The organism is Lentzea alba, from assembly GCF_047445655.1.
Taxonomy (GTDB): domain Bacteria; phylum Actinomycetota; class Actinomycetes; order Mycobacteriales; family Pseudonocardiaceae; genus Lentzea; species Lentzea alba_A.
The window spans coordinates 97,081-120,245 of the sequence record NZ_JAJAEG010000015.1; the positions used below are offsets into that span (position 1 = coordinate 97,081).

Consider the following 23,165-nt stretch of genomic DNA (forward strand, 5'->3'; position numbering starts at 1 on the left):
CAGAAGCGCCAGGGTGCCTAGGTGCCAAGACCGGACTCAGATGTCCAGGAACTTGATGCTCTTGGCGTTGCGGGTGATGAACGAACGGCGTGCCTCGACGTCCTCGCCCATGAGCACGCTGAACAGCTCGTCGGCGGTGGCCGCGTCGTCCATGGTGACCTGCCGCAGGATCCGGTTCGCCGGGTCCATCGTGGTCTCCCACAGCTCCTCGGCGTTCATCTCGCCGAGACCCTTGTACCGCTGGATGTTGTCGTCCTTGCCGAGCCTCTTGCCGCCCTCGATACCTGCCTTGATCACGGCGTCGCGCTCGCGGTCGGAGTAGACGTACTCCGGCTCGGCCCGCTGCCACTTGATCTTGTAGAGCGGCGGCTGCGCGAGGTACACGTGGTTGTGCTCGATGAGCGGCTGCATGAAGCGGAACAGCAGCGTGAGCAGCAGCGTGCGGATGTGCTGGCCGTCGACGTCCGCGTCGGCCATCAGCACGATCTTGTGATAGCGCAGCTTCGTGAGGTCGAACTCGTCGTGGATGCCGGTGCCGAGCGCCGTGATCAGCGACTGGACCTCGGTGTTCTTCAGCACGCGGTCGATGCGCGCCTTCTCGACGTTGATGATCTTGCCGCGGATCGGCAGGATCGCCTGGTACATCGAGTCGCGGCCTTCCTTGGCCGAACCGCCTGCCGAGTCGCCCTCGACGATGTAGAGCTCGCAACGCTCCGGCTCGGTCGAGCGGCAGTCCTTCAGCTTGCCGGGCAGGCCGCCGATGTCCAGCGCGCCCTTGCGGCGCACCAGCTCGCGGGCCTTGCGGGCGGCGATGCGGGCCTGCGCCGACGACACCGACTTCGTGACGATCGTCTTCGCCTCGTTGGGGTGCCGCTCGAACCAGTCGGCCAGGTGCTCGTTCGTCGACTTCTGCACGAACGACTTGGCCTCGCTGTTGCCCAGCTTGGTCTTCGTCTGGCCCTCGAACTGGGGCTCCTTCAACTTCACCGAGATGATCGCGGCGAGACCCTCGCGGATGTCGTCACCGGTGAGGTTGGCGTCCTTCTCCTTCAACAGCTTCTTCTCGCGCGCGTACTCGTTGACGACACGCGTCAACGCGGCGCGGAAGCCCTCTTCGTGCGTGCCGCCCTCGTGCGTGTTGATCGTGTTCGCGAACGTGTAGACCGAGGCCGTGTAGCCGGTGTTCCACTGCATCGCGACCTCGACCTGGAGGTCTTCGCCCAGCGCCTCGAAGCCGATGACCTTCGTGTGCACGGCCTCGCGCGTGTGGTTGATGTGGCGGACGAAGTCCTCCAGACCACCGGGGTAGTGGAAGACGCGCTCCTTCACCGCAGCCTTGTGGCCCTCGGCGTCGGCGACCTCGTCCTCCTCCGAGACCCGCTCGTCGCGCAGGATGATCGTGATCCCCTTGTTGAGGAACGCCATCTCCTGCAGGCGGCGCGCGATCGTCTCGACGTTGTACTCGGTGGTCTCGAAGATGTCCGGGTCGGCCCAGAACGTGACGCTGGTGCCGGTCTCGGTCGTCGGCGCACCCTTCTCCAGCGGAGTCGGCTTCGCGTTCTCGTAGCGCTGGGTCCAGTTGAACCCCTTGTGCCTGATCTCGAGATCGACGGCCGTGGACAGCGCGTTGACCACCGAGATGCCGACGCCGTGCAGACCGCCGGACACCGCGTAGGAGTCGCTGTCGAACTTGCCGCCCGCGTGCAGCTTGGTCATGACGACCTCGACGGTCGGGATGCCCTCGACCGGGTGGATGTCGGTCGGGATGCCACGACCGTCGTCGATGACCCGGACACCGCCGTTGGCCAGCAGGGTGACGTCGACCGTCGTCGCGTAGCCGGCCATCGCCTCGTCGACCGAGTTGTCCACGACCTCCTGGACCAGGTGGTGCAGACCGCGCTCGCCGGTCGAGCCGATGTACATGCCCGGCCTCTTGCGCACTGCCTCAAGACCCTCGAGGACAGTGATCGAGGACGCGCCGTACTCATTCTTCTTAGCTGACACGGGCCTGGAGTCTCCTCGCTGATGCGGGCAGGACCCGCACGATGATGGGTGACGCTCCCCGTGATTCTACCGGGCCACCCCGACAGAACGGGGTCAAGGACACCTTTGATTCGGTCACAGAGCGCCTCAACAAGCACGAGACGGGTCAGGACGGCTGAAACGGGGGTTCAAATCCGCTGGTGAACGCTCATTGCGCCGCAGAACGGCCGCTGAGCCCTTGACAGGACCTCACCCGTAGGTGTCACGCGGACCGCGCCCCGGAGCGTGCCTGGGGCCGTGTCGCCAGCTGGGAGCGTCCGGCCCCTTGATCTTGAGCCGTTTCACGACGCCGTGGCCGATGCCCGCGGCGATCCGCTTGAGCAGGTCGCGCTGCAGCAGGCGCAGCTGAGTGGCCCACGCCGTCGACGACGCCTGGACCGTCAGTTCCCCGTCACTGAGAGCGATCGGTTTCGCGTGCTCGGCGACGTCCTCTCCGACTAATTTTGCCCAACGGGCGAAGACCTGGCCACCCTGAAGTTGCTCGACCCAGCCGCGGTCGGCGGCGAGCCTGGACGCGATCCGGCCGATCGTCTGCGGGTCGCGCTCGTCCGGTCCGGGACCCGACCAGCGGCGCCGGCGGCGGTTGACCGGGCGGCCCTTCGACTTGCTGCCGGGGGTGCGTCCACGGGCCTTCGCGCTGGCCTTGGCGGCCTCCAGAGCGGCACGCGCCAGGTCGGAACCCTTCAGTGGCTCACCCTGGGGTGTGAATGAACCTGTGGACAAGTCCGGATTTGTGACGGAGTTATCCACACCATCCACAGACTTGTCCCCAGATGTGTGGGCGGACACACCCGATCGAGCTACATCTTGGGGCTCTGAGTCAGACACGTCGGACCTCCCCGCCATTCACGTCGAACCGGGCACCGCTGAGCTCTTCCGGCACGTCCTCCGCCACCGCGGCGGTGATCAGCACCTGTTCCGCGGCGGACGCGACCTTGGCCAGCTGCTGCCTGCGACCGCGGTCCAGCTCGGCGAAGACATCGTCCAGCACGAGCACCGGTTCGATGCCGTCGACACGCATGAGCTCGTACCCGCCGAGCCTCAGCGCGAGCGCGAACGACCATGACTCTCCGTGACTGGCGTACCCCTTCGCGGGCAGCTCGCCCAACGTGAGTTCCAGGTCGTCGCGGTGCGGTCCGACGAGGCACACACCCCGTTCGATCTCCTGCCGCCGCACCCGGTCGAGCTCGGCCAGCAGCAGGTCCTCGATGCTCTCCCTGTCCTCCGGAAGTTCGCCGACGCTCGACCGGTACGAGATGAGCGCCGGGCGTGACTCCGGAGCGACCTCCGCGTACGCCGAGGTCACGTGGTCCGCCATGTCGCGGACCAGCTTCATCCGCGCAGCCAGGAGCTCCGCGCCGTGCTTGGCGAGATGCCCGTCCCAGACGTCGAGCGTCGACAGGTCCGCCGACCGTGAATGCTTCACCGTCTTCAACAACGCGCTGCGCTGCTTCAGGACACGGTCGTAGTCGCTGCGAACGCCGGCGAATCTGGGCGCGCGCAACACCAGCGTCTCGTCGAGGAACCGCCGCCGGTCGCTCGGATCGCCTCGCACAAGAGAGAGGTCCTCCGGTGCGAACAACACAGTGCGCAAAATCCCGAGCACATCACGCGGACGCGGCACCGGCCCGCGGTTGATCCGCGCCCGGTTCGCCTTGCCCGCCGTGATCTCCAGCTCCACGAGCAGCTCGCGGTCGTCGTTGACCACGGCCGCCCGCACGACAGCGCGCTGGGCACCGTGCCGGATCAGCGGTGCGTCCGTGGCGACGCGGTGCGAGCCCAGCGTCGCCACGTATCCGATCGCCTCGACCAGGTTCGTCTTGCCCTGGCCGTTGCGTCCGACGAGCACCGAGACACCCGGCTCGAACGCCAGGTCCGCGACCTCCCACGAGCGGAAGTCGGTGACCTGGAGGTGTCTGACGTGCACTTATGCCTTCTGAACGGCGTGGCCACCGAACTGGTTGCGCAGTGCGGCCACCGCGCGCATCGCCGGTGAGTCGTCCTGGCGCGACTGGAACCTGGCGAAGAGCGCCGCGGAGATCACCGGGAGCGGCACCGCGTTGTTGATGCCCTCCTCGACGGTCCACCGGCCCTCACCCGAGTCCTCGACGTAACCGCGCAGGTCGTCGAGCTCCGGGTCGGACTCCAGCGCGCGCACCAGCAGGTCGAGCAACCACGACCGGACAACGGTTCCGCGCTGCCACGCCGAGATCACCGCGGGGACGTTGTCCACGACGTCGGTCTTGTCGAGCAGCTCGAAGCCCTCGGCGTACGCCTGCATCAGGCCGTACTCGATACCGTTGTGCACCATCTTCGAGTAGTGGCCGGCGCCGACCTTGCCCGCGTGCGCGAAACCTTCCTCGCGCGGACCTTCCGGACGAAGCGCGTCGAAGATCGGCATCGCCTGCTCGACGTGCGCGGCGTCGCCACCGACCATCAGCGCGTAGCCGTTGTCGAGACCCCACACACCGCCGGACACACCGCAGTCGAGGTAGCCGATCTCCTTCTCCGCCAACAGGTCCGCGTGGATCCGGTCGTCGGTGAACTTGGAGTTGCCGCCGTCGATCACGAGGTCGCCCGGTGCCAGCAGCTCGGACAGCTCCTTCACCGTGTCACGGGTGATCTCGCCAGCGGGCACCATCACCCACACCACGCGCGGCGCTTCGAGCTTGGAAACCATGTCCGCCAACGACTCCGAGTCGCTGACCTCCGGGTTGCGGTCGTAGCCGATCACCTCGTGACCGGCTCGACGCACCCGCTCGCGCATGTTGAAACCCATCTTGCCGAGGCCGACGAGTCCGAGCTGCACGGTGTTCTCCCCTAAACGTTTCTCGTTACCCGGTAAGAGGTTTTAGCCGGGCAGGCGAACGGGCATCAGGAGGTACAGGTAGCCCGGCGCCACGTTCCCATCCTCGTCCACCGGCTTGAGCAATGCCGGTCGGCTGGGTGTGGTGAAGGACAAGTGGACGCGCGGCGTGCGGACCGCGCCGAGACCGTCGAGGAGGTACCCGGGGTTGAACGCGATAGTGACCGCGTCGCCGGTGTACTCCACCGGAAGCTCTTCCTCGGCCGAACCCTCGTCGTCGCCACCGGCCGACAGGCGCAGGCCGCCGTCCACGAACTCGAGCCGGACCTGCGTGCCGCGCTCGGCGACGAGCGAGACGCGCTTGATCGCCTGGACGAGCGTGTCGACCTCGATGATCGCCGCGGCCGAGTGCTCGGTCGGGAGCAGCTGGCGGTACTTCGGGAAGTCCGCGTCGAGCAGGCGGGTCGTCGTGCGCTTGCCGGTGCCGGACAGACCGAGCAGACCGTCGTTCGCGGCGAGCGACATCTCGACCTTGCCGCCGGACGCGCCGAGCGTCTTGGCCGCGTCGCCGAGCGTGCGGGCCGGGACGAGGACGGCGACCTCGCCGAGGGACGCGTCGGGCTCCCACGGGAACTCGCGCATCGCCAGGCGGAACCGGTCCGTGGCGACGAGCACGAGCTTGCCCTCGCCGATCTCCACCCGGACACCGGTCAGCATCGGGAGCGTGTCGTCCTTGCCGGCCGCGACGGCGACCTGGGAGACGGCCTCGCCGAAGACCTCGCCGGGGAGCTCACCGATCAGCTGCGGCATCGACGGCAGCGCGGGGTAGTCCTCGACCGGCATCGTCGGGAGGCTGAACCTGGCGCTGCCACAGCTGATCATCATGCGAGCGCCGTCGACCGCGATCTCGACGGGGTGGTTCGGCAGCGCCTTGGTGATGTCGGCGAGCAGACGCCCGGAGACCAGCGCGCGGCCACCGTCGGCGATCGTCGCGGGGACCCCGACCTGAGCGGAGACCTCGTAGTCGAAGCCGGAGACCGTCAGCGAATCGTCCGACTCCGCGTCGAGCAGCACGCCGCCCAGCACGGGGACCGGCGGGCGAGACGGAAGGCTGCGAGCGACCCAGGCGACAGCGTCGGCGAGGCCGTCGCGTTCGACGCGGATCTTCATGAGGCGTCCTTTCCTCGACAGTCGACAAGCCCAACCACGACAACGTGCCAGTGGGGGTTAGGGAGCCTCGACCCTCGGCTGACCCGAGGTGCGGAGCAACCACGTTAGAGCGTCCTGGCCCTTCCCGTCACTTCGGGGTTCGGGCACCGATCCCCGGGAGCTGTCCCCCGCTGTTTTGCTTTTGAGTTCTTCCAAGAAGAGATCCAACAGCAGTAACAGTAAGGGCTGTGGATTGTGTGGACTGGTGTTGAACCCGCAGGTCGGGACACCAGCTTCCATGTGGACTAAGGGGGGATGGCACCCGGGGACAGATCGGCGCACCCGGGGACAGCCGGTTGTGCACAGGTCTCGATCCACAGATCGTCCACAGTTGTCCCCGGGTGCGTCCCCGGGTGCGGGGCAGTTGTACCCGGGTGTTCAACAGGCATCTGTGGCCAGATCGTGGCCCAGGTCTCAGAGTTTTTCAGTTGTCCCCACCCCTTCGAGTGCGGCGGGTCAACAGAAAGCCTCTCCGCGTGGCCAACCACCCCACCACCACCCGGGTTCGAGCGCGCGCGTACGGGCGTACGTCTCGTGCGACCCCGTTGCGTACGAACAAAAAAGGGGCCCTCCGTCGTGGAGGACCCCTCGTCGTACCCGGGTTGGATCAGGGTGCGTGGCGAGCGCGCTGCTTGATCCGCGACGTCAGTTCCTGCACCTGGTCGTAGATCCGCCGGCGCTCGGCCATCTCCTTGCGGATCTTCTTGTCCGCGTGCATCACCGTGGTGTGGTCGCGGCCGCCGAACGTCTGACCGATCTTCGGCAGCGACAGGTCGGTCAGCTCGCGGCACAGGTACATGGAGATCTGCCGCGCCTGCGCGAGCGCCTTCGTCTTACCCGGGCCGCAGAGGTCGTCGATCGTCACGCCGAAGAACTCGGCGGTGACCGCCATGATCGTCGGCGCGGTGATCTCCGGCGCGTGCGAGTCCGGGATCAGGTCCCGCAGCACGATCTCGGCGAGCTGGACGTCGACCGGCTGGCGGTTGAGCGACGCGAACGCCGTGACGCGGATGAGCGCGCCTTCGAGCTCGCGGATGTTGCGCTCGATCCGGGCGGCGATGAACTCCAGCACCTCGGCCGGGGCCGCGAGCCGGTCCTGAGCCGCCTTCTTGCGGAGGATCGCGATCCGGGTCTCCAGCTCGGGCGGCTGGATGTCGGTGATCAGGCCCCACTCGAACCGCGTGCGCAGGCGGTCTTCCAGCGTCTCCAGCCGCTTGGGCGGCCGGTCGCTCGACACCACGATCTGCTTGTTCGTGTTGTGGAGCGTGTTGAACGTGTGGAAGAACTCCTCCTGCGTACCTTCCTTGCCCTCCAGGAACTGGATGTCGTCGACGAGAAGAACGTCGATGTCCCGGTAGCGGCGCTGGAAGGCGACCTTGCGGTCGTCGCGCAGCGAGTTGATGAAGTCGTTGGTGAACTCCTCGGTCGACACGTACCGCACGCGCATGCCGGGGAACAGGCGCTGGGCGTAGTGCCCGACGGCGTGCAGCAGGTGCGTCTTGCCGAGGCCGCTCTCACCCCAGATGAAGAGCGGGTTGTACGCCCGGGCGGGAGCCTCCGCCACCGCGACGGCTGCGGCGTGCGCGAACCGGTTCGAGGCGCCGATGACGAACGTGTCGAAGTTGTACTTCTCGTTCAGCCGGGTCTGCGACGGCGACGGGTTCGCGGGCCTCGTGTACGGGAGGTTCACGTTGGGCGTCGCCGCTGCCGCGGTGTTGGCCGTGTTGAAGGTCGGCCAGATCTCGGTGACGGCGGCGAGCGCGTCGCCGGCTTCGTCGACCTCGTCCGAGTCGTTTCCTTCTGTTGTGTCAGTCGTTGTGGCAACCGGTTCTTCGGTGAGAACAGCGGCGTCGCCGTTGGGGATGCCCGGCACCGGCTGGACCGCCTGCACCGGGATCGGTGTGGTCGGCGGGCTGACCGGTTCCGGTGAGTCGACCTTCACCGCGAGGGAGACCGTGCGACCGAGCCTGCGGGACAGCGCGTCGGTGATCGGGTCGCGAAGTGCGCGTTCGATCGCTTCCTTCGCGAAGTCGCTCGGAGCCGCGAGCAGCGCGGTCCCGTCCAGAAGACCGATCGGACGGGTGACCCTCATCCACGCGCGCTGCTGAGGGGACAGGTGGCTCGTGGCGAGCTCCTGCACCACCTCGGCCCACACGAGACCAAGATCGACCTGCTGGTTCGACACCTCCGCGCTCCCCTCCCCTCCACCGGAGCCCATGACTCCACACGTGGACACGGAGAATAGAGGCATCCACAGAGTTATCCACAACTGTGCACTAAACGGTGCGTTGTGTTGCCGGTGCGGTGGCGGCTCCCACGCCAGGCCCGGCATGCGCGAGGGAAGAACGGTAACAAGGGCTGGCACGCCTCACAAGACGTGGCGTCGGCCACCCCGATTTGGTCGGGGCACCCGGGGGTGCGTACCCTCGTACGAGTCTCCCGCTTGCGACGGGCGCCTTTCGCGCGCCTACGTCCACTGCCGTCGGGGACGACCACCAGGCTTTGTAAGCAGTGAAGCACCGGGAGAACCGACCGTGAGCAAGGGTAAGCGCACCTTCCAGCCCAACAACCGCCGCCGCGCGAAGACGCACGGCTTCCGGCTGCGCATGCGGACCCGCGCCGGCCGCGCGATTCTCGCTGCGCGCCGTAGCAAGGGCCGTGCCACTCTGTCCGCCTGACAGCGGCTGGTAAGCGCAGCGTCGTCGTGCTCCCACCGGCCGCCCGGCTCACCCGCAGCCAGGACTTCGGCCTGGTGGTCCGCCGGGGCCGCCGCGCCGGACGACCCCGGTTGGTCGTCCACGCCTTGACGCCTGACGTGCCCACCTTGGATTCGTCCAAGGTGGGCTTCGTCGTGAGCAAGGCCGTTGGCAACTCGGTGGTCCGCCACCGGGTCTACCGCCGTCTTCGCCACGTGGTCCGACCGTGCCTGGCAGACATGCCGCCGGGAACTCTCGTCGTGGTTCGGGCGTTGGCCCCAGCAGCCGATGCTTCCAGCTCGGAGCTGGAAGCCGACTTCTCCTCTGCCTTGCGCAAGGTGCTGCGATGACCACGTTGCCCGCGAAAGTCGCCTTGTTGCCGGTGCACTTCTACCGGCGCTTCATCTCGCCGCTGCTGCCGCCGACTTGCCGCTTCTACCCGAGCTGCAGTGCGTACGCGGTGGAAGCCCTGACCGTCCACGGCGCGCTGCGTGGAACCTGGCTGACGATCCGCCGGTTGCTGCGCTGCGGACCCTGGCACCCTGGAGGCCTGGACCCCGTTCCGCCGAGGCGGCAGGTCCCCGACGTATCCACCGAGGAGTAGCTCCGTGCTCAACTTCATCTACTACCCGGTGTCCTTCATCTTGTGGTGTTGGCACTGGGTGTTCGGCAAAGTCTTCGGTGAGTCGAGCGGCTTCGCCTGGGCACTGGCCGTCGTCTTCCTGGTCTTCACCCTCCGCGCCATCCTCTTCAAGCCGTTCGTCGGCCAGGTGCGCTCCATGCGAAAGATGCAGGAGTTCGCGCCGGAGATGCAGAAGATCAAGAAGAAGTTCCCGAACGACCGCCAGCGCCAGGCGCAGGAGATGCAGAAGCTGCAGTCCGAGCACGGCGTGAACCCGCTCGGCGGCTGCCTGCCGATGCTGGTGCAGATCCCGGTGTTCATCGGTCTGTTCCACGTGCTGCGCTCGTTCAAGCCCGGCTGGGGCGAGGTCTACTTCTTCGACAAGGCGGGCGTCGACTCCTTCGTCAACGCCAAGCTCTTCGGCACGAACCTGTCGACGTTCATCACGATGCCGGCGGACCAGCTGGAGCTGTACAACACGGATCGCCTGAACGTGATCCTGCTGTCCGTGCCGCTGATGATCGTGGCGTCCATCGCGACCCACTTCACGGCCCGCCACTCGGTGCAGCGTCAGAACCAGGCCGCGCTGGACAACCCGCAGACGGCCATCATGAACAAGCTGACGCTCTACATCTTCCCGTTGGGCGTCCTCGCCGGTGGCTTCTTCTTCCCCGTGGCGATCCTGCTGTACTGGCTCTCCAACAACGCGTGGACGCTCGGCCAGCAGCACATCGTCTACAAGCGCATCGACGCCGAGGAAGAAGAGAAGAAGACCACCGCGACCACCACGCGGCAGGCCCTCGCCCCGAAGCCGGGCGCGAAGCCGGTCAACCCGAAGAAGCCCGCACCGGGCGCGAAGCCGGCGAACGGCGCCAAGCGCATGCCGACCGCAGGCCCCGGAGGAGCTTCCTCGTCGACGCCGTCGCCGTCGCCTTCGTCGGACGCCACCAACGGCAGCTCCAACACCGAGATTCCCGGCCTGACTCCAGGCCGATCCACCAGCAAGAAGCCGGGCAGCAAGAAGCGCCGCTGATTTCGGGCGTTGCCCCGGAGAGGAGACATCGTGTCGGAGACCTTGCAGGCGACCGACGACGTGGAGGCGTCGTCGTCGGCTGAGGCCGAAACTGGAGCCGAGGCCGAGCCGCAGTCGCAGAGCAAGACCGAGGACCTGCTCGTCCAGGAAGGCGACATCGCAGGCGACTACCTCGAGCGCCTGCTGGACCTGCTCGACTACGACGGCGACATCGACCTGGACGTGGAAAGCGGCCGCGCGGTCGTGAGCATCGACGGCGGCGAGGACCTCTCGAAGCTGGTCGGCCCCCGCGGCAACGTCCTGGAGTCGCTGCAGGAACTCACCCGCCTGGCCGTCCAGCAGGAGACGGGCGTCCGCTCCCGCCTGATGCTGGACATCGCCCAGTGGCGAGCAGGCCGCCGCGCCGAGCTGGCAGAGCTCGGCCGCTCCACCGCAGAAAAGGTGGTCGCCTCCGGCGAGCGCGCCCGCCTGCACCCCATGACCCCGTTCGAGCGCAAGGTCGTCCACGACGCCGTTGCCGCGGTCGCGGGCGTGCACAGCGAGAGCGAAGGCGAGGAGCCGCAGCGTCGGGTCATCATCTTCCCGAAGGACTGACGGTCCAGCTTCACAACGGCCCCTGGTTCCACCCGGAACCAGGGGCCGTTTGCTGTCCGTGCTCAGACGTGATGCCGACTTGTCGACATGACGAGATACGGCTCGCAGCTCGACCGGGTGGATGGGCGAAGCTGAAGGCAAGCGACCCTCCGCGGTGGCGATCTGAAGCGAGCCGGACAGACCTGCTGCCACGCAGGGCAACGGCGAAGCCAAGCCACCGCTCTTCCGCAGTGGGGAGGCGAAGCGGCCGGACAGGACTGCAACCCGCACGGGTAGCGGAGGCGGTGACGTGTCGTGCCAACGCGCCCACGCTGCTCGCAATCGTCGCGCAGCGGCGATGCGTGACTCGGCCCGTCCAACGGCCCGCCCCGGCCACGCACGCAAGGCGACTCTTCCGCTGGAATCGGCGCCGGCGCAGGCAAGCTGACCCGCCCGCCTGGTATCCGGTGCCCGCCACCGCAAGGTGACCCGCCCGAAACGGCGACACGAAGCGAGCCCGCCCCCTCACTGTTCCACGTGAAACCGACCATCCCGAGCCGCCCACCACTCAGCGAGCCAAGCCTCCTGCTCCGCAGTGTCCGGCACCGGAAACCCCCGAGCAGCCGAGATCAACGTCCAAGCGGCTTCAGGCTCCACTCCGTCCATCCCCAACAACACAGCGGCCAACAACGAAGACCGCCCAATCCCAGCCCAGCAGTGGAACACCACATGAGCCCCAGCGAGATACAACGAGTAGAGCTCAGCCAGAGGCTCCACCACGGCATCCCCAAGCGGCGCCGTTCGATCCTCAATCGGCACACACACGAACTTCATCCCAGCCGCAGCCACGACCTCGGCCTGTGAAACGAGATCGCACTCAACCCGCTCTTCATCGGTCTGAGCCGACACGAGCACATCAACCCCAAGCCGCCGCAGCCCCCGAACATAGGGCGCCAACAACTCCCCACCCGGCGGGTGCCCCATCGTCGAAACGATCCCAGGCCCCTCATGGGCGACCGTGTAGACACGAGGACGCAACTTTCCCCCAAGTTTCACGTGAAACAGCGCTCAGGATTTGGCGGAGCGCATGGTCGATCCGTCATGATGGTGCCCTGGCATTCGCCAGCTTTTCCACCCGGCCGCCGGAACGCCGCCGCCGCGTGGTTTCACGTGAAACGCTCACGGACGGAGAACATGGCCGGGGAGTTGCCCGACAACGCGAAGCTCGTCTTCGGTGAGCACGTGGACCGTGCCGCCGAGTTCGTCAGGCTCCTGGAGGAGCACGGCGTCGAGCGCGGACTCATCGGTCCTCGCGAGGTCGACAAGATTTGGGATCGCCACGTGCTCAACTCGGCGGTCATCGAGGAGCTGTTCGATCAGAACGCGCGCGTGGTCGACGTGGGCTCGGGAGCGGGGCTGCCGGGCGTGCCGCTCGCCATCGCGCGGCCGGACCTGAGGATCACGCTCCTGGAGCCGATGGCGCGCCGCATCGCATGGCTCGAGGAAGTCAAGGAGCGGCTCGCGCTCGACAACGTGACGGTCCTCCGCGGACGGGCGGAAGAAGGTCCGATCCGGGCGCAGCTGAAGAACTGCGACGTGGTGACCGCGCGGGCCGTGGCGCCGTTGGAGAAGCTCGCGAAGTGGTGCCTTCCGCTCCTCAAGGGTGGCGGGCAGATGGTCGCGCTCAAGGGTGAGCGTGCGCAGGAGGAGCTCGATCGCGACGGGGTCGCTGTGGGACGCGTTGGGGGCGTCAACGGCAGGGTCGTCGTCGTGGGAGCGGATGTACTTGAGGTGCCTACGACGGTGCTGATCGTCGAGCGCCAGACGAGGAGGGATCGGTGAGCGTGTACCCGGAGTTCCAAGCAGCCGATGTTCCACGTGAAACCGACTCCAAGCCCAAAGCCAAGCCGACCAACAACGGAGATGACAGCGCCGTGGTGTGGACCCCGATTGCAGAAGAGGCGGCTCGTGCGGCAAGCGTGCTGCACCCCGATGAGTCAGCGCTCCCCCGGCCCACCCATCGCCGGGTGATGACCGTGGCCAACCAGAAGGGTGGCGTCGGCAAGACGACGAGCACGGTGAATCTCGCCGCGGCTCTCGCCATCCACGGGCTCAAGACGCTCGTGATCGACCTCGACCCGCAGGGCAACGCCAGCACGGCGCTCGCGGTCGAGCACCGCTCCGGCACGCCGTCCGTCTACGAGGTGCTCATCGGCGAGATCTCCATCGCCGAGGCCGCTCAGGTCAGCCCCACGTCACCGAACCTCTACTGCGTGCCCGCCACGATCGACCTCGCCGGCGCCGAGATCGAGCTCGTCTCGATGGTCGCCCGTGAGTCGCGGCTCAAGGAAGCGCTGAGCCCGGAAGCGCTGGACGCGATCAACCCGGACTACGTCTTCATCGACTGCCCGCCGAGCCTCGGCCTGCTGACCGTCAACGCGATGGTCGCCGCCCAGGAGGTCCTCATCCCGATCCAGTGCGAGTACTACGCGCTGGAGGGGCTGAGCCAGCTGCTGCGCAACATCGAGCTCGTGCAGCAGCACCTCAACCCGGACCTCGGCATCTCCACGATCCTCCTGACGATGTACGACGGCCGCACGAAGCTCGCCGACCAGGTGACCAGCGAGGTCCGCGGCCACTTCGGCGACACGGTCCTCAAGACGGTCATTCCGCGCAGCGTGAAGGTCTCCGAGGCACCAGGATTCGGACAGACGGTGTTGACGTACGACCCAGGCTCGCGCGGTTCGATGAGCTACCTCGACGCCGCCAAGGAGATCGCCGTGCGTGGGGCGAAGGAGGAGGGCGCATGACGGAGCAGCGCAAGGGCGGACTCGGGCGCGGCCTGGCCGCATTGATTCCCCAGGGACCTCCGCCCGGTGCGCCCAGCACCATCCGGCCCGCCGCGGCCGGGAACGGGGCGACGAAGACCCAGCAGCCGATCGGTGAGGTCGCGGGTGCGGTCTACCGCGAGGTCGCGGTCACCGCGATCAAGACCAACCCCAAGCAGCCGCGCCAGGTGTTCGACCAGGACGCGATCGATGAGCTGTCGTTCTCCATCAAGGAGTTCGGGCTCATGCAGCCGATCGTGGTGCGGGAGCTCACCGCCGACACCTACGAGCTCGTCATGGGCGAGCGCAGGTGGCGGGCCACTCAGCAGGCGGGCCTCAAGACGATCCCGGCGATCGTGCGGCAGACCGCCGACGACGTGATGCTGCGCGACGCGTTGCTGGAGAACATCCACCGCGTCCAGCTCAACCCGCTCGAAGAGGCGGCGGCCTACCAGCAGCTGCTCGAAGAGTTCGGCGTGACGCATGAGGAGCTGGCCGACCGCATCGGCCGCAGCCGCCCGGTCGTCACGAACACCATCCGTCTCCTCAAGCTCCCTCTCCCCGTCCAGCGCCGGGTCGCGGCAGGCGTCCTGAGCGCCGGTCACGCTCGCGCACTGCTCGGTCTGGACGACGCCGGCGCCCAGGAAGACCTCGCCGCCCGGATCGTCGCGGAGGGCATGTCGGTCCGCGCGACCGAGGAAGCGGTGACGATCGCCAAGAACGAGCGGCCGGCCAAGGCCAAGCAGGCTCCGCGCAAGCAGATGCACGCGCCCGGTCTGCAGGAGCTCGCCGAGCGCCTCTCGGACAACTTCGACACCCGCGTGAAGGTCGAACTCGGGCAGCGAAAGGGCCGGATCGTCGTCGAATTCGGGTCAGTTGACGATCTTGAGCGCATCGTCGGAATGATCAGCCCGAATACGACAATTCGGACATCGGAGTAGGCCCATAGGATCACCCATGGGCCTTATGTCACGGTGACGATGACGCCCCGCAGCTGAAAAGCTACGGGGCGTCACCGCGTTGTGGATCAGAAAATCCGCACCTTCGTGATCCGAACACTGCCCAGGTTGTGGTTCGACCAGTGGCTGAAGTTCCGGAATCGCGCGACGCCGTCCGTGTCGATGAAGTCGACGTAGCCGCTGTTGTTGCCGGCCCTCAGGTGGTAGCTCCGCGGGAAGTCGGTGTTGGCCGATCCGGCGTTGGCGAAGCAGGTGGCGACCGCAGCGCCGTTCGGCAGGACGTGCGAGATCTTGAGTTGCCCGTTGTCCGGCGCGCAGTTGACCAGCGTGATGGCGAAGGCCGGAGTAGCGAGCCCGACGACAGCAGCCGCCGCGAGCGTTGTGGACACCAGCAGTTTGCGCACAGGTAGGTCCTTCCCCCAGGGAGTGGACGCCGATCAGCGCCCGCAACGAGACTGCTGGTCGGCTGAGAAGAGCGCACTGACTTTCGGTCACGCCCGAAAGACCCGACGTGGTGATCTAGGCGCTGCTAGGTTCGAGACGAATTCGGGTCTGGGGGGACCAAACGGTGCTACGTGTTCAACTCACGCCACAAGATCTGACAGCGATCCGCATGGCCAAGGCAGGAGCCTGTCAGCCGCAATCAGTGGCGGCGGAACGAGAAGCCAGAGCCCGCGCTTTCCTCGACGGCGGTGTGGAGGCGTTGCTGACGGGCCTGCACCCGACGATCCGCTGGGTTCGCCCGGTACTGGAGATCCACGGCCTGCCGCACGCCAGCGTCCACCTGAACGGCAAGGGGCTGGTCCTCCAGCCGATCTTCAGTCCTGGCGGCACCGTCACCCTCACCGATGGCGTCCTGACCTATCCGGTCGACCCTGAGGCACTTGTTCCACGGGGAGCCACGCCAAGCACGGTCGTTCGCCTCATGGGCCGAACAAGGGCAGCCGCCCTGGACTTCATCGCGTCAGGTGACAGCAGGTCGAGCGGGGAGATCGCGAAGTACCTCGCGATCTCCCCGTCCTCGGCCAGTGAGCACGCCAGCCTTCTGCGGAGCGCCGGGCTGATCATCAGCCTGCGCGTGCGGAACACCGTGCGGCACATGGTCACGCCGCTCGGCCGTGCTCTGCTCGAACCTCAGCGAGCGACAGCGCGCTCGATCAAACCGGCGTAGATCTCGCCCAACGACTTCCCCGCCGCCTCAACGGCCATCGGAAGCAACGACGTCTCGGTGAGCCCCGGCGACACGTTCACTTCGAGGAAGTAGACCGTGCCGTCCTCAGCCACCACCGCGTCGGTCCGCGACACGTCCCGCAGCCCGAGCAACCGGTGCGCGGCGACGGCCAACTCCCCCACCGCCTTGGCAGCGGCAGGCTCCAGCCGAGCCGGCGCGTGGAAGTCGGTCAACCCAGCGGTGTACCGGGCGGTGTAGTCGTAGACACCGGTCTCCGCCACGATCTCGACTGCCGGCAACGCGGACGGCCCGTCCGGACCGTCCACCACGGTGACAGCCACCTCGACGCCCGAGATGAACTGCTCGGCCAGCACGGTGTCGCCGTACGCCAGGCACCCCACCATCGCTGCGGGCAGATCGGCGGCGTTCCGCACCACCTGGGCACCCAGCGCGGACCCGCCCTGGTCCGGCTTGAGCATCAGCGGCAGGCCGAGAGTGGACACCATCGCGTCCAGCACCGGCTGCGCGCCCAACTCGCGGAACGTCGCGTGCGGCAGGACGATCCACTCCGGCGTGACGAGGCCGGCGCGGGCCAGTTCGGCCTTCGCGGTCGGCTTGTCCCACGCGCGGCGGCACGCCCGTGAGTCGGTGCCCACGTACGGGATGCCGAACATCTCCAGGATCGCCTGCACCGAGCCGTTCTCGCCCTCGCCGCCGTGCAGAGCGACGACGACAGCGTCCGGGCGTTCGGAACGCAGGCGCTTGACCAGAGAAGCGTCGGCGTCCCACTCCTCCACGGTCAGGCCGACTGATCGCAGGGCGGCCGAAAGACGGCGACCGGAGCGGATCGAGACCTCGCGTTCGTGGGAGAGCCCACCGGACAGCACAGCGACCATGCGGTCAGCCACAACAAAACTCCAAGGATCAGGCGGTGTCGGGCGACGGGGTCTGCGGCCCGGACAGCTGGCGGCCCGGCGTCGCCCCGAACGTCGCGTGCAGCTGCATCTCTTCCTCGATGACGTTCGCGAGGCGGCGGACGCCCTCGCGGATGCGTTCCGGGGTCGGGTAGCAGTACGAGATCCGCAGCTGGCGGGAGCCGAAGCCGTCCGCGTAGAAACCGGTGCCGGACGCGTAGGCCACGCGGGCCGTCACGGCTCGGGGCAGCATCGCCTTCGTGTCGATGCCCTCGGGCACCGTCACCCAGACGTAGAAGCCGCCATCCGGAATGTTCCACGTGGAACCTTGCGGCATGTGCTGCTCCAGAGCGGACACCGCCGCGTCCCTGCGTTCGCGGTAGGCCTCGCGGTACGTCTTGATCTGACCCTTCCAGTCCTGGGTCGAGAGATACCGCGACACGATCATCTGGTTCAGCGTGGGCGGGCACAGCGTGGCCGACTCGGCCGCCAGCACGAGCTTCTCGCGGACGGCGTGCGGCGCCAGCACCCAGCCGACCCGCAGGCCGGCGGCGAACGTCTTGGAGAACGATCCGAGGTACACAACGTTGTCCGGGTCCATCGACCGCAGCGCCGGGTACGTCTGACCGTCGAAGCCGAGGAGCCCGTACGGGTTGTCCTCCACGACCAGCACGCCGTACGAGCGGCAGATCTCCAGGATCTCGGCTCGCCGCGACACCGCCAGCGTCACGCCGGCCGGGTTGTGGAAGTTCGGGATCGTGTAGAGGAACTTGACCCGCTGACCAGCGCGTTTGCAGGCCTCAAGGGCCTCTCGCAGCAACGACGGCACGAGCCCGTCAGCGTCCATCGCGACGTGCACGACGTGCGCCTGATACGCCGTGAACGACCCGAGGGCGCCCACATAAGAAGGCCCCTCCGCGATCACCACGTCGCCGGGGTCGCAGAAGATCCGGGTGACCATGTCGAGGCCCATCTGCGAGCCGACGGTCACCACCACGTCGTCCGGGTGGCCGTTGATGCCCTCGAGCGCCATCACGTCGCAGATCTGCTCGCGCAGCAACGGAACACCGTGCGCCGAGCCGTACTGCAGGGCCACCAGACCCTCGGAGGCCACGAGCTGGCCGATCTCCGCGGACAGCGACTCCAGCGGAAGAGCCGCGAGGTGCGGCATGCCTCCGGCCAGCGACACGACCTCAGGACGGGATGCGACTGCGAAAAGTGCCCGGATCTCCGATGCCGTCATCCCTGCCGTGCGCGCTGCGTAGCGACGGAGGTGGGGATCAAGGCTTCTGGGGCCCTGCTTTGCGGGCTGTCCGGGCACAGTCATGTGGGACTCCTGAATGGGAAACGTCCCGAGGGAGTGTAACCGTCGTCCCGTTCAGGGCACGTGCCTTCCCGGTTCCGTCACATTCGCCTACCCTCGTATGGGTTCACTGTGTGTGTGCCGAGGGGTGGAGGTCGGGGTGTCGCGACGCGTTGTGGGCGTCACGCTGGACAACCTGGAGCATCTCTCCAAGCACAGCAGGACGTGCGTTTTCTGGGAACTTGCCCCTCACCTGCGTGAACAGGCCGAAGAGTACGGCGACACCGAGTTCGAGAAGGAAGCCTGGGTCTCCAGCGTCCTGCTCGAATGGGGCTCGTGCGGCCGGCTCATCTACTGCGACGGCATTCCCGCTGGTTCGGTGTTCTACGCACCACCTGCGGCCGTTCCGCGCAGCGCAGCCTTCCCCACGTCTCCGGTGAGCCCGGACGCGGTTCTCATGACGTCGCTGGAGGTTCTTCCCGAGTTCCGAGGGGGAGGACTCGCGCGCGTGCTCGTACAGGCCGTAGCGAAGGATCTGACGCGTCGTGGCGTGAAGGCCATCGAGGCGTTCGGCGACATGCGCCCGGACGAAGAAGAGCGCAGTTGCGTCACGCCGGCTGAGTTCCTCACGAGCGTCGGCTTCAAGACCGTGCGGCCGCACCCGCGCTGGCCCCGGTTGCGCCTGGAGCTGCGCAGCGCCATCACGTGGAAGGAAGATGTCGAGGCAGCGCTGGAACGTCTCCTCAACAGCGTCACCGTCTCCACCGCGGAACCGAGCTTCCGCCCCGTCTGACCACATGAAAAAGGGCCCCTGCGAAGGGGCCCTTTTTCGTCAGCTCGATCAGCTCTTCGACATCTCGTAGCGCAGCAGGTCGTTGAACGTGAACGTGCCCGTCGGCTGGTCGTCCTTGCCGAGCAGGTAGAGACGCTTCACGGCCACGAGGATGCCCTCGGCCACGATGTCGCGGAAACCAGGCGTGGCCAGGCGCGCGCGGTCCTCGGCGTTCGTCAGGTAGCCGACCTCGACGCGGACGGCCGTGCAGCGGGTGAGCCGCAGCAGGTCCCACGTCTTCGGGTGCGTACCGCAGTTGCGCATCGACGTGCGGGCGGCGACCTCGCGCTGGATGAACCCGGCCAGCGCCTCACCGACCGTCGACGACGTGCCGTTGCCCGTGCCGTAGTGGAACGTCGCCACGCCCTGCGCGTGTGGCGACCCGTTGCCGTCGGCGTGCAACGACAGGATCAGGTCGGCGCCGGCCTCGTTCGCGAACCGGGCGCGCTCTGCTTCATCGGGGCAGTTGTTCGGCCCGCGCGTCAGCAACGCCTCCATGCCGGTGGCGGCCATCTTGCCTTCAAGGCGGCGGGCCAGGTCCAGCATCAGGTCGGCCTCGGAGACGCCCTCCACCACCACGCCGCGGTCCTGACCGCCGTGGCCGGGGTCGATGACGATTCGCTTGCCCGACAGCCGCGAACCGGCCGTGCGGACCTGCTCCTGCTCACGCAGCAGCACCGGACGGCCACCGCGGACCTTCGGCTGGAGCTGACGCAACGCGCGCACGGTGTCCGGACCGCACATGCCGTCCACGATCAGTCCGTAGTCGCGTTGGAAGTTCTTCAGCGCCTGCTCGGTCTGCTGACCGAACACGCCGTTCGCACGACCGGCGTCGTACCCGAGCTCCAGCAGGCGTTCCTGCAGCATCAGCACGTCGTCACCGGTGGTCGGCTGCGACATCAGGAACGCGAGCGGCCGGTCGCCGAGTGAGAACGTGGCATCGCGCAACGCGCGGTAGGTAGCCGGGCCGACGATGCCGTCGATGATCAGCCCCCGCTGCTGCTGGAACGCGCGCACGGCGTGCTCGACCTGCTGGTCGAACTCCGGCGGCGCCTGGGGGTCGGCCGGCGGAAGCATGCCGAGCCTGGTCAGGGTCGACCTGATCTCGGCAACATCACTTCCGACGTCCCCGCGGCGGAGCAGCTGCATGCACCCTCGCTCGACTAGGGCGCCGATACTTGGTCGGCGCGTCAGTTGGGAAGTCCTCATTGTGCCCTGCGACGTTCAGTGATCGATGCAGGGCTACTCACAGTCGCACCGAGATCACTTTCCCGGTACCTGACAAGCGTGACCCGCCCGTCTTATCGATAGACGGGCGGGTCACGTTGCGCGTTGCACTGGACTTATTGGCCCATGCAAGTTTTTTCGTCAGGCCAGAACGTCCTGCAGGTCGTTGAGCAGCGCCGCCTTGGGCTTCGCGCCGACGATCTGCTTCACCGGATGGCCGCCCTGGAACAGGATCAGCGTCGGCACGGACATGATCTGGTAGTCACGGGCGATCGACGGGTTGGCGTCGATGTCGACCTTGGCGATGGTGAGCTTCTCGCCGTGCTCGGCGGCGATCTCCTCCAGCACCGGCGCAACCATCTTGCACGGGCCGCACCAGGTCGCCCAGAAGTCGACCAGTACGGGCTTCTCGCTGGTCAGCACGTCGTCCGCGAACGACTTGTCGGTCACCGTGACGGTGGCGCCTGCCATGTTCTCTCCCTAAATCGCAGAAACTTCAGTTGCTCTTGCCGTAGCCGCCACCGACGGCCTCAGCGGCGATCTCGGCGTGCTCTTCACCGCGCTCGGCGAGCCACCGTTCCGCGTCGATCGCGGCGCTGCAACCCGAGCCGGCGGCGGTGATGGCCTGGCGGTACTCGTGGTCGACGAGGTCGCCGGCCGCGAACACGCCGTCCAAGTTCGTGTAGGAGGACTTGTCCTTCGTCAGGACGTAACCCTCCTCGTCGAGGTCGACCTGGCCCTTGACCAGCGCCGAGCGCGGGTCGTGGCCGATCGCCAGGAAGAAACCGGTGACGGGCAGCTCGGACTCGGCGCCCGTCTGGGTGTCCTTGACCTTGATGGAGGACACGGTGCCGTCGCCCAGCACGTCCGTGACCTGCGTGTTCAGCTGCCACTTGATCTTCTCGTTGGCGCGGGCGCGCTCGAGCATGACCTTGGAGGCGCGGAACTCCTCACGGCGGTGGATGACCGTGACCGACTTGGCGAAGCGGGTGAGGAACGTCGCCTCCTCCATCGCCGTGTCACCGCCACCGACGACCGCGATGTCGTGGTCGCGGAAGAAGAAGCCGTCGCACGTCGCACACGCCGACACACCGCGGCCGAGCAGCTCCTGCTCACCGGGGATGTTCAGGTAACGGGCAGCGGCACCCATCGCGAGGATGACGGCCTTGGCCTCGTACTCGACGCCGTTGGCGACGACCTTCTTGATCTCGCCGGTCAGCTCGACGGACTCGACGTCCTCGGCCCGCAACTCGGCACCGAAGCGCTGCGCCTGCTCGCGCATCTGCTCCATGAGCTCCGGGCCCATGATGCCGTCGCGGAAGCCGGGGTAGTTCTCCACCTCGGTCGTCGTCATCAGGGCGCCGCCGTACTGCGAACCCTCGAAGACCAGGGGCTCGAGCTGCGCGCGAGCGGCGTACACCGCCGCGGTGTAGCCCGCGGGCCCCGATCCGATGATGATCACGTTGCGCACGCTCACGGCCCCAGCAACTCCTCGATCTCGTCGTCTGTCTGGCTCAACGGATCGTAGGTGCCGCTAATTCCGTGACGTGAGCGACTACCTCTGGCCCACGGTGGTGTCCGCGAGAACGCCTTCCGGCTTGTCCGGCCCGCAGGTCTTCGGGTCCAGCACGACCAGGCGGTACTGCCCGAGACCCGCAGGCAGGATCGCCATGACGGCGTCCTTGCCCTCCAGGTTGATCGGGCTGATGCCGAGCGGGTTGCCCGAGCTGGTGATGCCACCGCCCTTGAGGCAGCCGGCCAGACGGTCCGGGGTCTCCAACGGGCCGTAGTTCTGCGCCTTGAGCACGTCGCCGACCGCGGTGCCCAGCTCGTCGCGCTTCAGGGCGAGCGGTGCGGACGCGTTCGAGTTCGTGGTGGGTGTCTCCTGCGCGGCCGGCGGTGTGTTCGCCTGGTTCCCGGCAGGGGAGACGGCCAGCACGATGCCGAACGCCGCGGCGGCCGCGACCAGCACGCCACCGCCCATGCCGAGCCTGCGGTTGCGGCGCTTGCGGGCCTCGTCCAGCGACACGACGGGCGCGGCTGGACGGGCCTCGGCGGCCAGCGCCGCGTCGATCCGCGCGGCCACGTGGTCGGGCATGGGGATCGACGGCAACCCGTGCAGGTCCGCCAGAGTGGCGTCCAGCGCCTGCAGGATCTCCCTGGCCTCAGGGTCTGCCTCCACCCGTGGACGCAGCTGTGCGGCGACCTCAGGGGGCAGCACGCCCGCGTGCAGGTCCGCGATGAGGTCTACCGACCACGGCGGACCCATCGGCACGCGCTCCATGCCGGTCATCGGCCCTCCCACTGACGTTGCTCTTGCACATTCACACCGTCAGCTGGGACGTTCGCATCTGCGATTCGGTTCCTGAGGTGCCCGAGAACTTTGGCGAGCTTCGCGCGACCTCGCGCACACCTGCTCTTGACCGTGCCTTCCGCGATGCCCAGGAGCTGGGCCGTCTCCGCGACGGAGTAGCCCTCGACGTCCACGAGCACGATGGGCGCGCGCTGCTCCTCCGGCAGCTCCATCAGCGCTTCCTGCACGATGAGGCTGGTCTCGCGGTCGCTCATCGCGTCCCGCGGAGCGACGGGTTCGCCGGGACCGGCCTCGGGCAGGGGCACTGTCGGTCTTGTTTGTCGTCGCCTCATCCGGTCGAGGCACGCGTTCACCACGATCCGGTGAAGCCAGGTGGTGACCTGTGACTCAGCGCGGAACGTCGACGCGGCGCGGAAGGCCGAGATGAAGGCCTCCTGGAGCGCGTCCGCGGCCTCCTCCGGGTCCCGCAGCGTCCGCAACGCCACCGCCCACATCCGGTCGCGGTGCCGTTTGACCAGCTCCGAGAACGCGTAGGGGTCACCTGCGGCGTGGGCCGAGATGAGATCGGCGTCCGAGCTGGCTGCGGCGGTCACGAAGGCACTTTAGCGAGGCTGATCACAGATCATCCGAACAGG

The 23,165-nt window shown here is 67.5% G+C and carries 25 protein-coding genes; 10 read left to right on the plus strand and 15 right to left on the minus strand.

Features of this window, described 5'->3' with window-relative positions; translation table 11 throughout:
* Positions 1-36: 36 nt before the first annotated feature.
* From gyrB to dnaA, 6 genes are all read right to left on the minus strand, one after another.
* A complete protein-coding gene (gene gyrB, locus LFM09_RS25090; protein WP_414098976.1) occupies positions 37-2,004 on the minus strand; it encodes a DNA topoisomerase (ATP-hydrolyzing) subunit B in 1,968 nt (655 codons plus the stop codon).
* Between the two features lie 228 nt (positions 2,005-2,232).
* A complete protein-coding gene (locus LFM09_RS25095; RefSeq protein ID WP_414098977.1) occupies positions 2,233-2,766 on the minus strand; it encodes a DUF721 domain-containing protein in 534 nt (177 codons plus the stop codon).
* 97 nt (positions 2,767-2,863) lie between these two features.
* The gene (recF, locus tag LFM09_RS25100) at positions 2,864-3,970 is read right to left on the minus strand and encodes a DNA replication/repair protein RecF (protein WP_414098978.1); all 1,107 of its coding nucleotides are present in this window, start codon (positions 3,968-3,970) and stop codon (positions 2,864-2,866) included.
* Positions 3,971-4,852 carry a phosphogluconate dehydrogenase (NAD(+)-dependent, decarboxylating) gene (gnd, locus tag LFM09_RS25105; protein ID WP_414098979.1) on the minus strand — a complete coding sequence of 294 codons (882 nt, stop codon included), beginning with the start codon at positions 4,850-4,852 and terminating at the stop codon, positions 3,971-3,973.
* 42 nt (positions 4,853-4,894) lie between these two features.
* Positions 4,895-6,019, minus strand: a complete 1,125-nt coding sequence (gene dnaN / locus LFM09_RS25110; protein WP_414098980.1) for a DNA polymerase III subunit beta — start codon at positions 6,017-6,019, stop codon at positions 4,895-4,897.
* A gap of 646 nt (positions 6,020-6,665) precedes the next feature.
* A complete protein-coding gene (dnaA, locus tag LFM09_RS25115) occupies positions 6,666-8,243 on the minus strand; it encodes a chromosomal replication initiator protein DnaA (protein WP_414098981.1) in 1,578 nt (525 codons plus the stop codon).
* Between the two features lie 349 nt (positions 8,244-8,592).
* Here dnaA and rpmH point away from each other — a divergent pair, with 349 nt between their 5' ends.
* The 5 genes from rpmH to LFM09_RS25140 all read left to right on the plus strand — a co-directional run bounded on the left by rpmH (position 8,593) and on the right by LFM09_RS25140 (position 11,003).
* On the plus strand, positions 8,593-8,736 hold the full coding sequence (gene rpmH, locus LFM09_RS25120; RefSeq protein ID WP_030465619.1) for a 50S ribosomal protein L34: 144 nt from the start codon (positions 8,593-8,595) through the stop codon (positions 8,734-8,736).
* A 74-nt stretch (positions 8,737-8,810) separates the two neighbouring features.
* Positions 8,811-9,104 (plus strand): ribonuclease P protein component, encoded by a 294-nt coding sequence (gene rnpA, locus LFM09_RS25125; protein WP_414099114.1) that lies wholly within the window; start codon positions 8,811-8,813, stop codon positions 9,102-9,104.
* Entirely contained in the window at positions 9,101-9,358 is a 258-nt protein-coding gene (gene yidD / locus LFM09_RS25130; RefSeq protein ID WP_030465621.1) for a membrane protein insertion efficiency factor YidD, read from the plus strand. The genes rnpA and yidD overlap by 4 nt, the downstream gene beginning before the upstream one ends.
* Before the next feature lie 4 nt (positions 9,359-9,362).
* The gene (yidC, locus tag LFM09_RS25135; protein ID WP_414098982.1) at positions 9,363-10,409 is read left to right on the plus strand and encodes a membrane protein insertase YidC; all 1,047 of its coding nucleotides are present in this window, start codon (positions 9,363-9,365) and stop codon (positions 10,407-10,409) included.
* Positions 10,410-10,439: 30 nt separating this feature from the next.
* Positions 10,440-11,003 (plus strand): protein jag, encoded by a 564-nt coding sequence (locus LFM09_RS25140; protein WP_414098983.1) that lies wholly within the window; start codon positions 10,440-10,442, stop codon positions 11,001-11,003.
* A gap of 504 nt (positions 11,004-11,507) precedes the next feature.
* On the opposite strand, the gene LFM09_RS25145 is transcribed toward LFM09_RS25140, so the two are convergent.
* On the minus strand, positions 11,508-11,966 hold the full coding sequence (locus LFM09_RS25145; RefSeq protein WP_414098984.1) for a hypothetical protein: 459 nt from the start codon (positions 11,964-11,966) through the stop codon (positions 11,508-11,510).
* 210 nt (positions 11,967-12,176) lie between these two features.
* On the opposite strand from LFM09_RS25145, the gene rsmG reads away from it, so the two are divergent.
* The 3 genes from rsmG (at position 12,177) to LFM09_RS25160 (ending at position 14,751) form a co-directional block, all read left to right on the plus strand.
* Entirely contained in the window at positions 12,177-12,824 is a 648-nt protein-coding gene (gene rsmG, locus LFM09_RS25150; RefSeq protein WP_414099115.1) for a 16S rRNA (guanine(527)-N(7))-methyltransferase RsmG, read from the plus strand.
* A gap of 92 nt (positions 12,825-12,916) precedes the next feature.
* Positions 12,917-13,792 (plus strand): ParA family protein, encoded by an 876-nt coding sequence (locus LFM09_RS25155; RefSeq protein ID WP_414099116.1) that lies wholly within the window; start codon positions 12,917-12,919, stop codon positions 13,790-13,792.
* On the plus strand, positions 13,789-14,751 hold the full coding sequence (locus LFM09_RS25160) for a ParB/RepB/Spo0J family partition protein (protein ID WP_414098985.1): 963 nt from the start codon (positions 13,789-13,791) through the stop codon (positions 14,749-14,751). The genes LFM09_RS25155 and LFM09_RS25160 overlap by 4 nt, the downstream gene beginning before the upstream one ends.
* Positions 14,752-14,837: 86 nt before the next feature.
* Here the strand turns inward: LFM09_RS25160 and LFM09_RS25165 are convergent, their stop codons facing one another.
* A complete protein-coding gene (locus tag LFM09_RS25165; protein ID WP_414098986.1) occupies positions 14,838-15,173 on the minus strand; it encodes a hypothetical protein in 336 nt (111 codons plus the stop codon).
* A gap of 209 nt (positions 15,174-15,382) precedes the next feature.
* Here LFM09_RS25165 and LFM09_RS25170 point away from each other — a divergent pair, with 209 nt between their 5' ends.
* Entirely contained in the window at positions 15,383-15,940 is a 558-nt protein-coding gene (locus LFM09_RS25170; protein ID WP_414098987.1) for a winged helix-turn-helix domain-containing protein, read from the plus strand.
* Here the strand turns inward: LFM09_RS25170 and LFM09_RS25175 are convergent.
* Positions 15,904-16,848 carry a D-alanine--D-alanine ligase family protein gene (locus tag LFM09_RS25175; protein ID WP_414098988.1) on the minus strand — a complete coding sequence of 315 codons (945 nt, stop codon included), beginning with the start codon at positions 16,846-16,848 and terminating at the stop codon, positions 15,904-15,906. The genes LFM09_RS25170 and LFM09_RS25175 overlap by 37 nt on opposite strands.
* A gap of 16 nt (positions 16,849-16,864) precedes the next feature.
* On the minus strand, positions 16,865-18,181 hold the full coding sequence (locus LFM09_RS25180) for a PLP-dependent aminotransferase family protein (protein WP_414098989.1): 1,317 nt from the start codon (positions 18,179-18,181) through the stop codon (positions 16,865-16,867).
* A 136-nt stretch (positions 18,182-18,317) separates the two neighbouring features.
* Between LFM09_RS25180 and LFM09_RS25185 the strand changes: the two genes are divergently transcribed.
* Positions 18,318-18,950, plus strand: a complete 633-nt coding sequence (locus tag LFM09_RS25185) for a GNAT family N-acetyltransferase (protein WP_414098990.1) — start codon at positions 18,318-18,320, stop codon at positions 18,948-18,950.
* A gap of 48 nt (positions 18,951-18,998) precedes the next feature.
* Here the strand turns inward: LFM09_RS25185 and LFM09_RS25190 are convergent, their stop codons facing one another.
* The 5 genes from LFM09_RS25190 to sigM all read right to left on the minus strand — a co-directional run bounded on the left by LFM09_RS25190 (position 18,999) and on the right by sigM (position 23,123).
* Entirely contained in the window at positions 18,999-20,138 is a 1,140-nt protein-coding gene (locus LFM09_RS25190) for an N-acetylmuramoyl-L-alanine amidase (protein ID WP_414098991.1), read from the minus strand.
* 219 nt (positions 20,139-20,357) lie between these two features.
* Complete coding sequence (trxA, locus tag LFM09_RS25195) at positions 20,358-20,687, minus strand: thioredoxin (RefSeq protein ID WP_414098992.1); 330 nt, start codon at positions 20,685-20,687, stop codon at positions 20,358-20,360.
* A 25-nt stretch (positions 20,688-20,712) separates the two neighbouring features.
* The gene (gene trxB / locus LFM09_RS25200; protein ID WP_414098993.1) at positions 20,713-21,693 is read right to left on the minus strand and encodes a thioredoxin-disulfide reductase; all 981 of its coding nucleotides are present in this window, start codon (positions 21,691-21,693) and stop codon (positions 20,713-20,715) included.
* A 78-nt stretch (positions 21,694-21,771) separates the two neighbouring features.
* The gene (locus tag LFM09_RS25205) at positions 21,772-22,509 is read right to left on the minus strand and encodes a hypothetical protein (RefSeq protein ID WP_414098994.1); all 738 of its coding nucleotides are present in this window, start codon (positions 22,507-22,509) and stop codon (positions 21,772-21,774) included.
* Positions 22,506-23,123: an RNA polymerase sigma factor SigM gene (sigM, locus tag LFM09_RS25210; RefSeq protein ID WP_414098995.1), complete on the minus strand. Its 618-nt coding sequence runs from the start codon at positions 23,121-23,123 to the stop codon at positions 22,506-22,508. Before sigM ends, LFM09_RS25205 begins: the two co-directional genes overlap by 4 nt.
* Between the last annotated feature and the right edge of the window lie 42 nt (positions 23,124-23,165).

What these genes read in the sequence shown, in the direction of transcription:
- dnaN (WP_414098980.1), bottom strand. Translation starts at nt 6,019, where the DNA reads ATGAAGATCCGCGTCGAACGCGACGGCCTCGCCGACGCTGTCGCCTGG.
- yidD (WP_030465621.1), top strand. Translation starts at nt 9,101, where the DNA reads ATGACCACGTTGCCCGCGAAAGTCGCCTTGTTGCCGGTGCACTTCTAC.
- LFM09_RS25145 (WP_414098984.1), bottom strand. Translation starts at nt 11,966, where the DNA reads ATGGGGCACCCGCCGGGTGGGGAGTTGTTGGCGCCCTATGTTCGGGGG.
- rsmG (WP_414099115.1), top strand. Translation starts at nt 12,177, where the DNA reads ATGGCCGGGGAGTTGCCCGACAACGCGAAGCTCGTCTTCGGTGAGCAC.
- LFM09_RS25160 (WP_414098985.1), top strand. Translation starts at nt 13,789, where the DNA reads ATGACGGAGCAGCGCAAGGGCGGACTCGGGCGCGGCCTGGCCGCATTG.
- LFM09_RS25170 (WP_414098987.1), top strand. Translation starts at nt 15,383, where the DNA reads ATGGCCAAGGCAGGAGCCTGTCAGCCGCAATCAGTGGCGGCGGAACGA.
- LFM09_RS25180 (WP_414098989.1), bottom strand. Translation starts at nt 18,181, where the DNA reads ATGACTGTGCCCGGACAGCCCGCAAAGCAGGGCCCCAGAAGCCTTGAT.
- LFM09_RS25190 (WP_414098991.1), bottom strand. Translation starts at nt 20,138, where the DNA reads ATGCAGCTGCTCCGCCGCGGGGACGTCGGAAGTGATGTTGCCGAGATC.
- trxA (WP_414098992.1), bottom strand. Translation starts at nt 20,687, where the DNA reads ATGGCAGGCGCCACCGTCACGGTGACCGACAAGTCGTTCGCGGACGAC.
- LFM09_RS25205 (WP_414098994.1), bottom strand. Translation starts at nt 22,509, where the DNA reads ATGACCGGCATGGAGCGCGTGCCGATGGGTCCGCCGTGGTCGGTAGAC.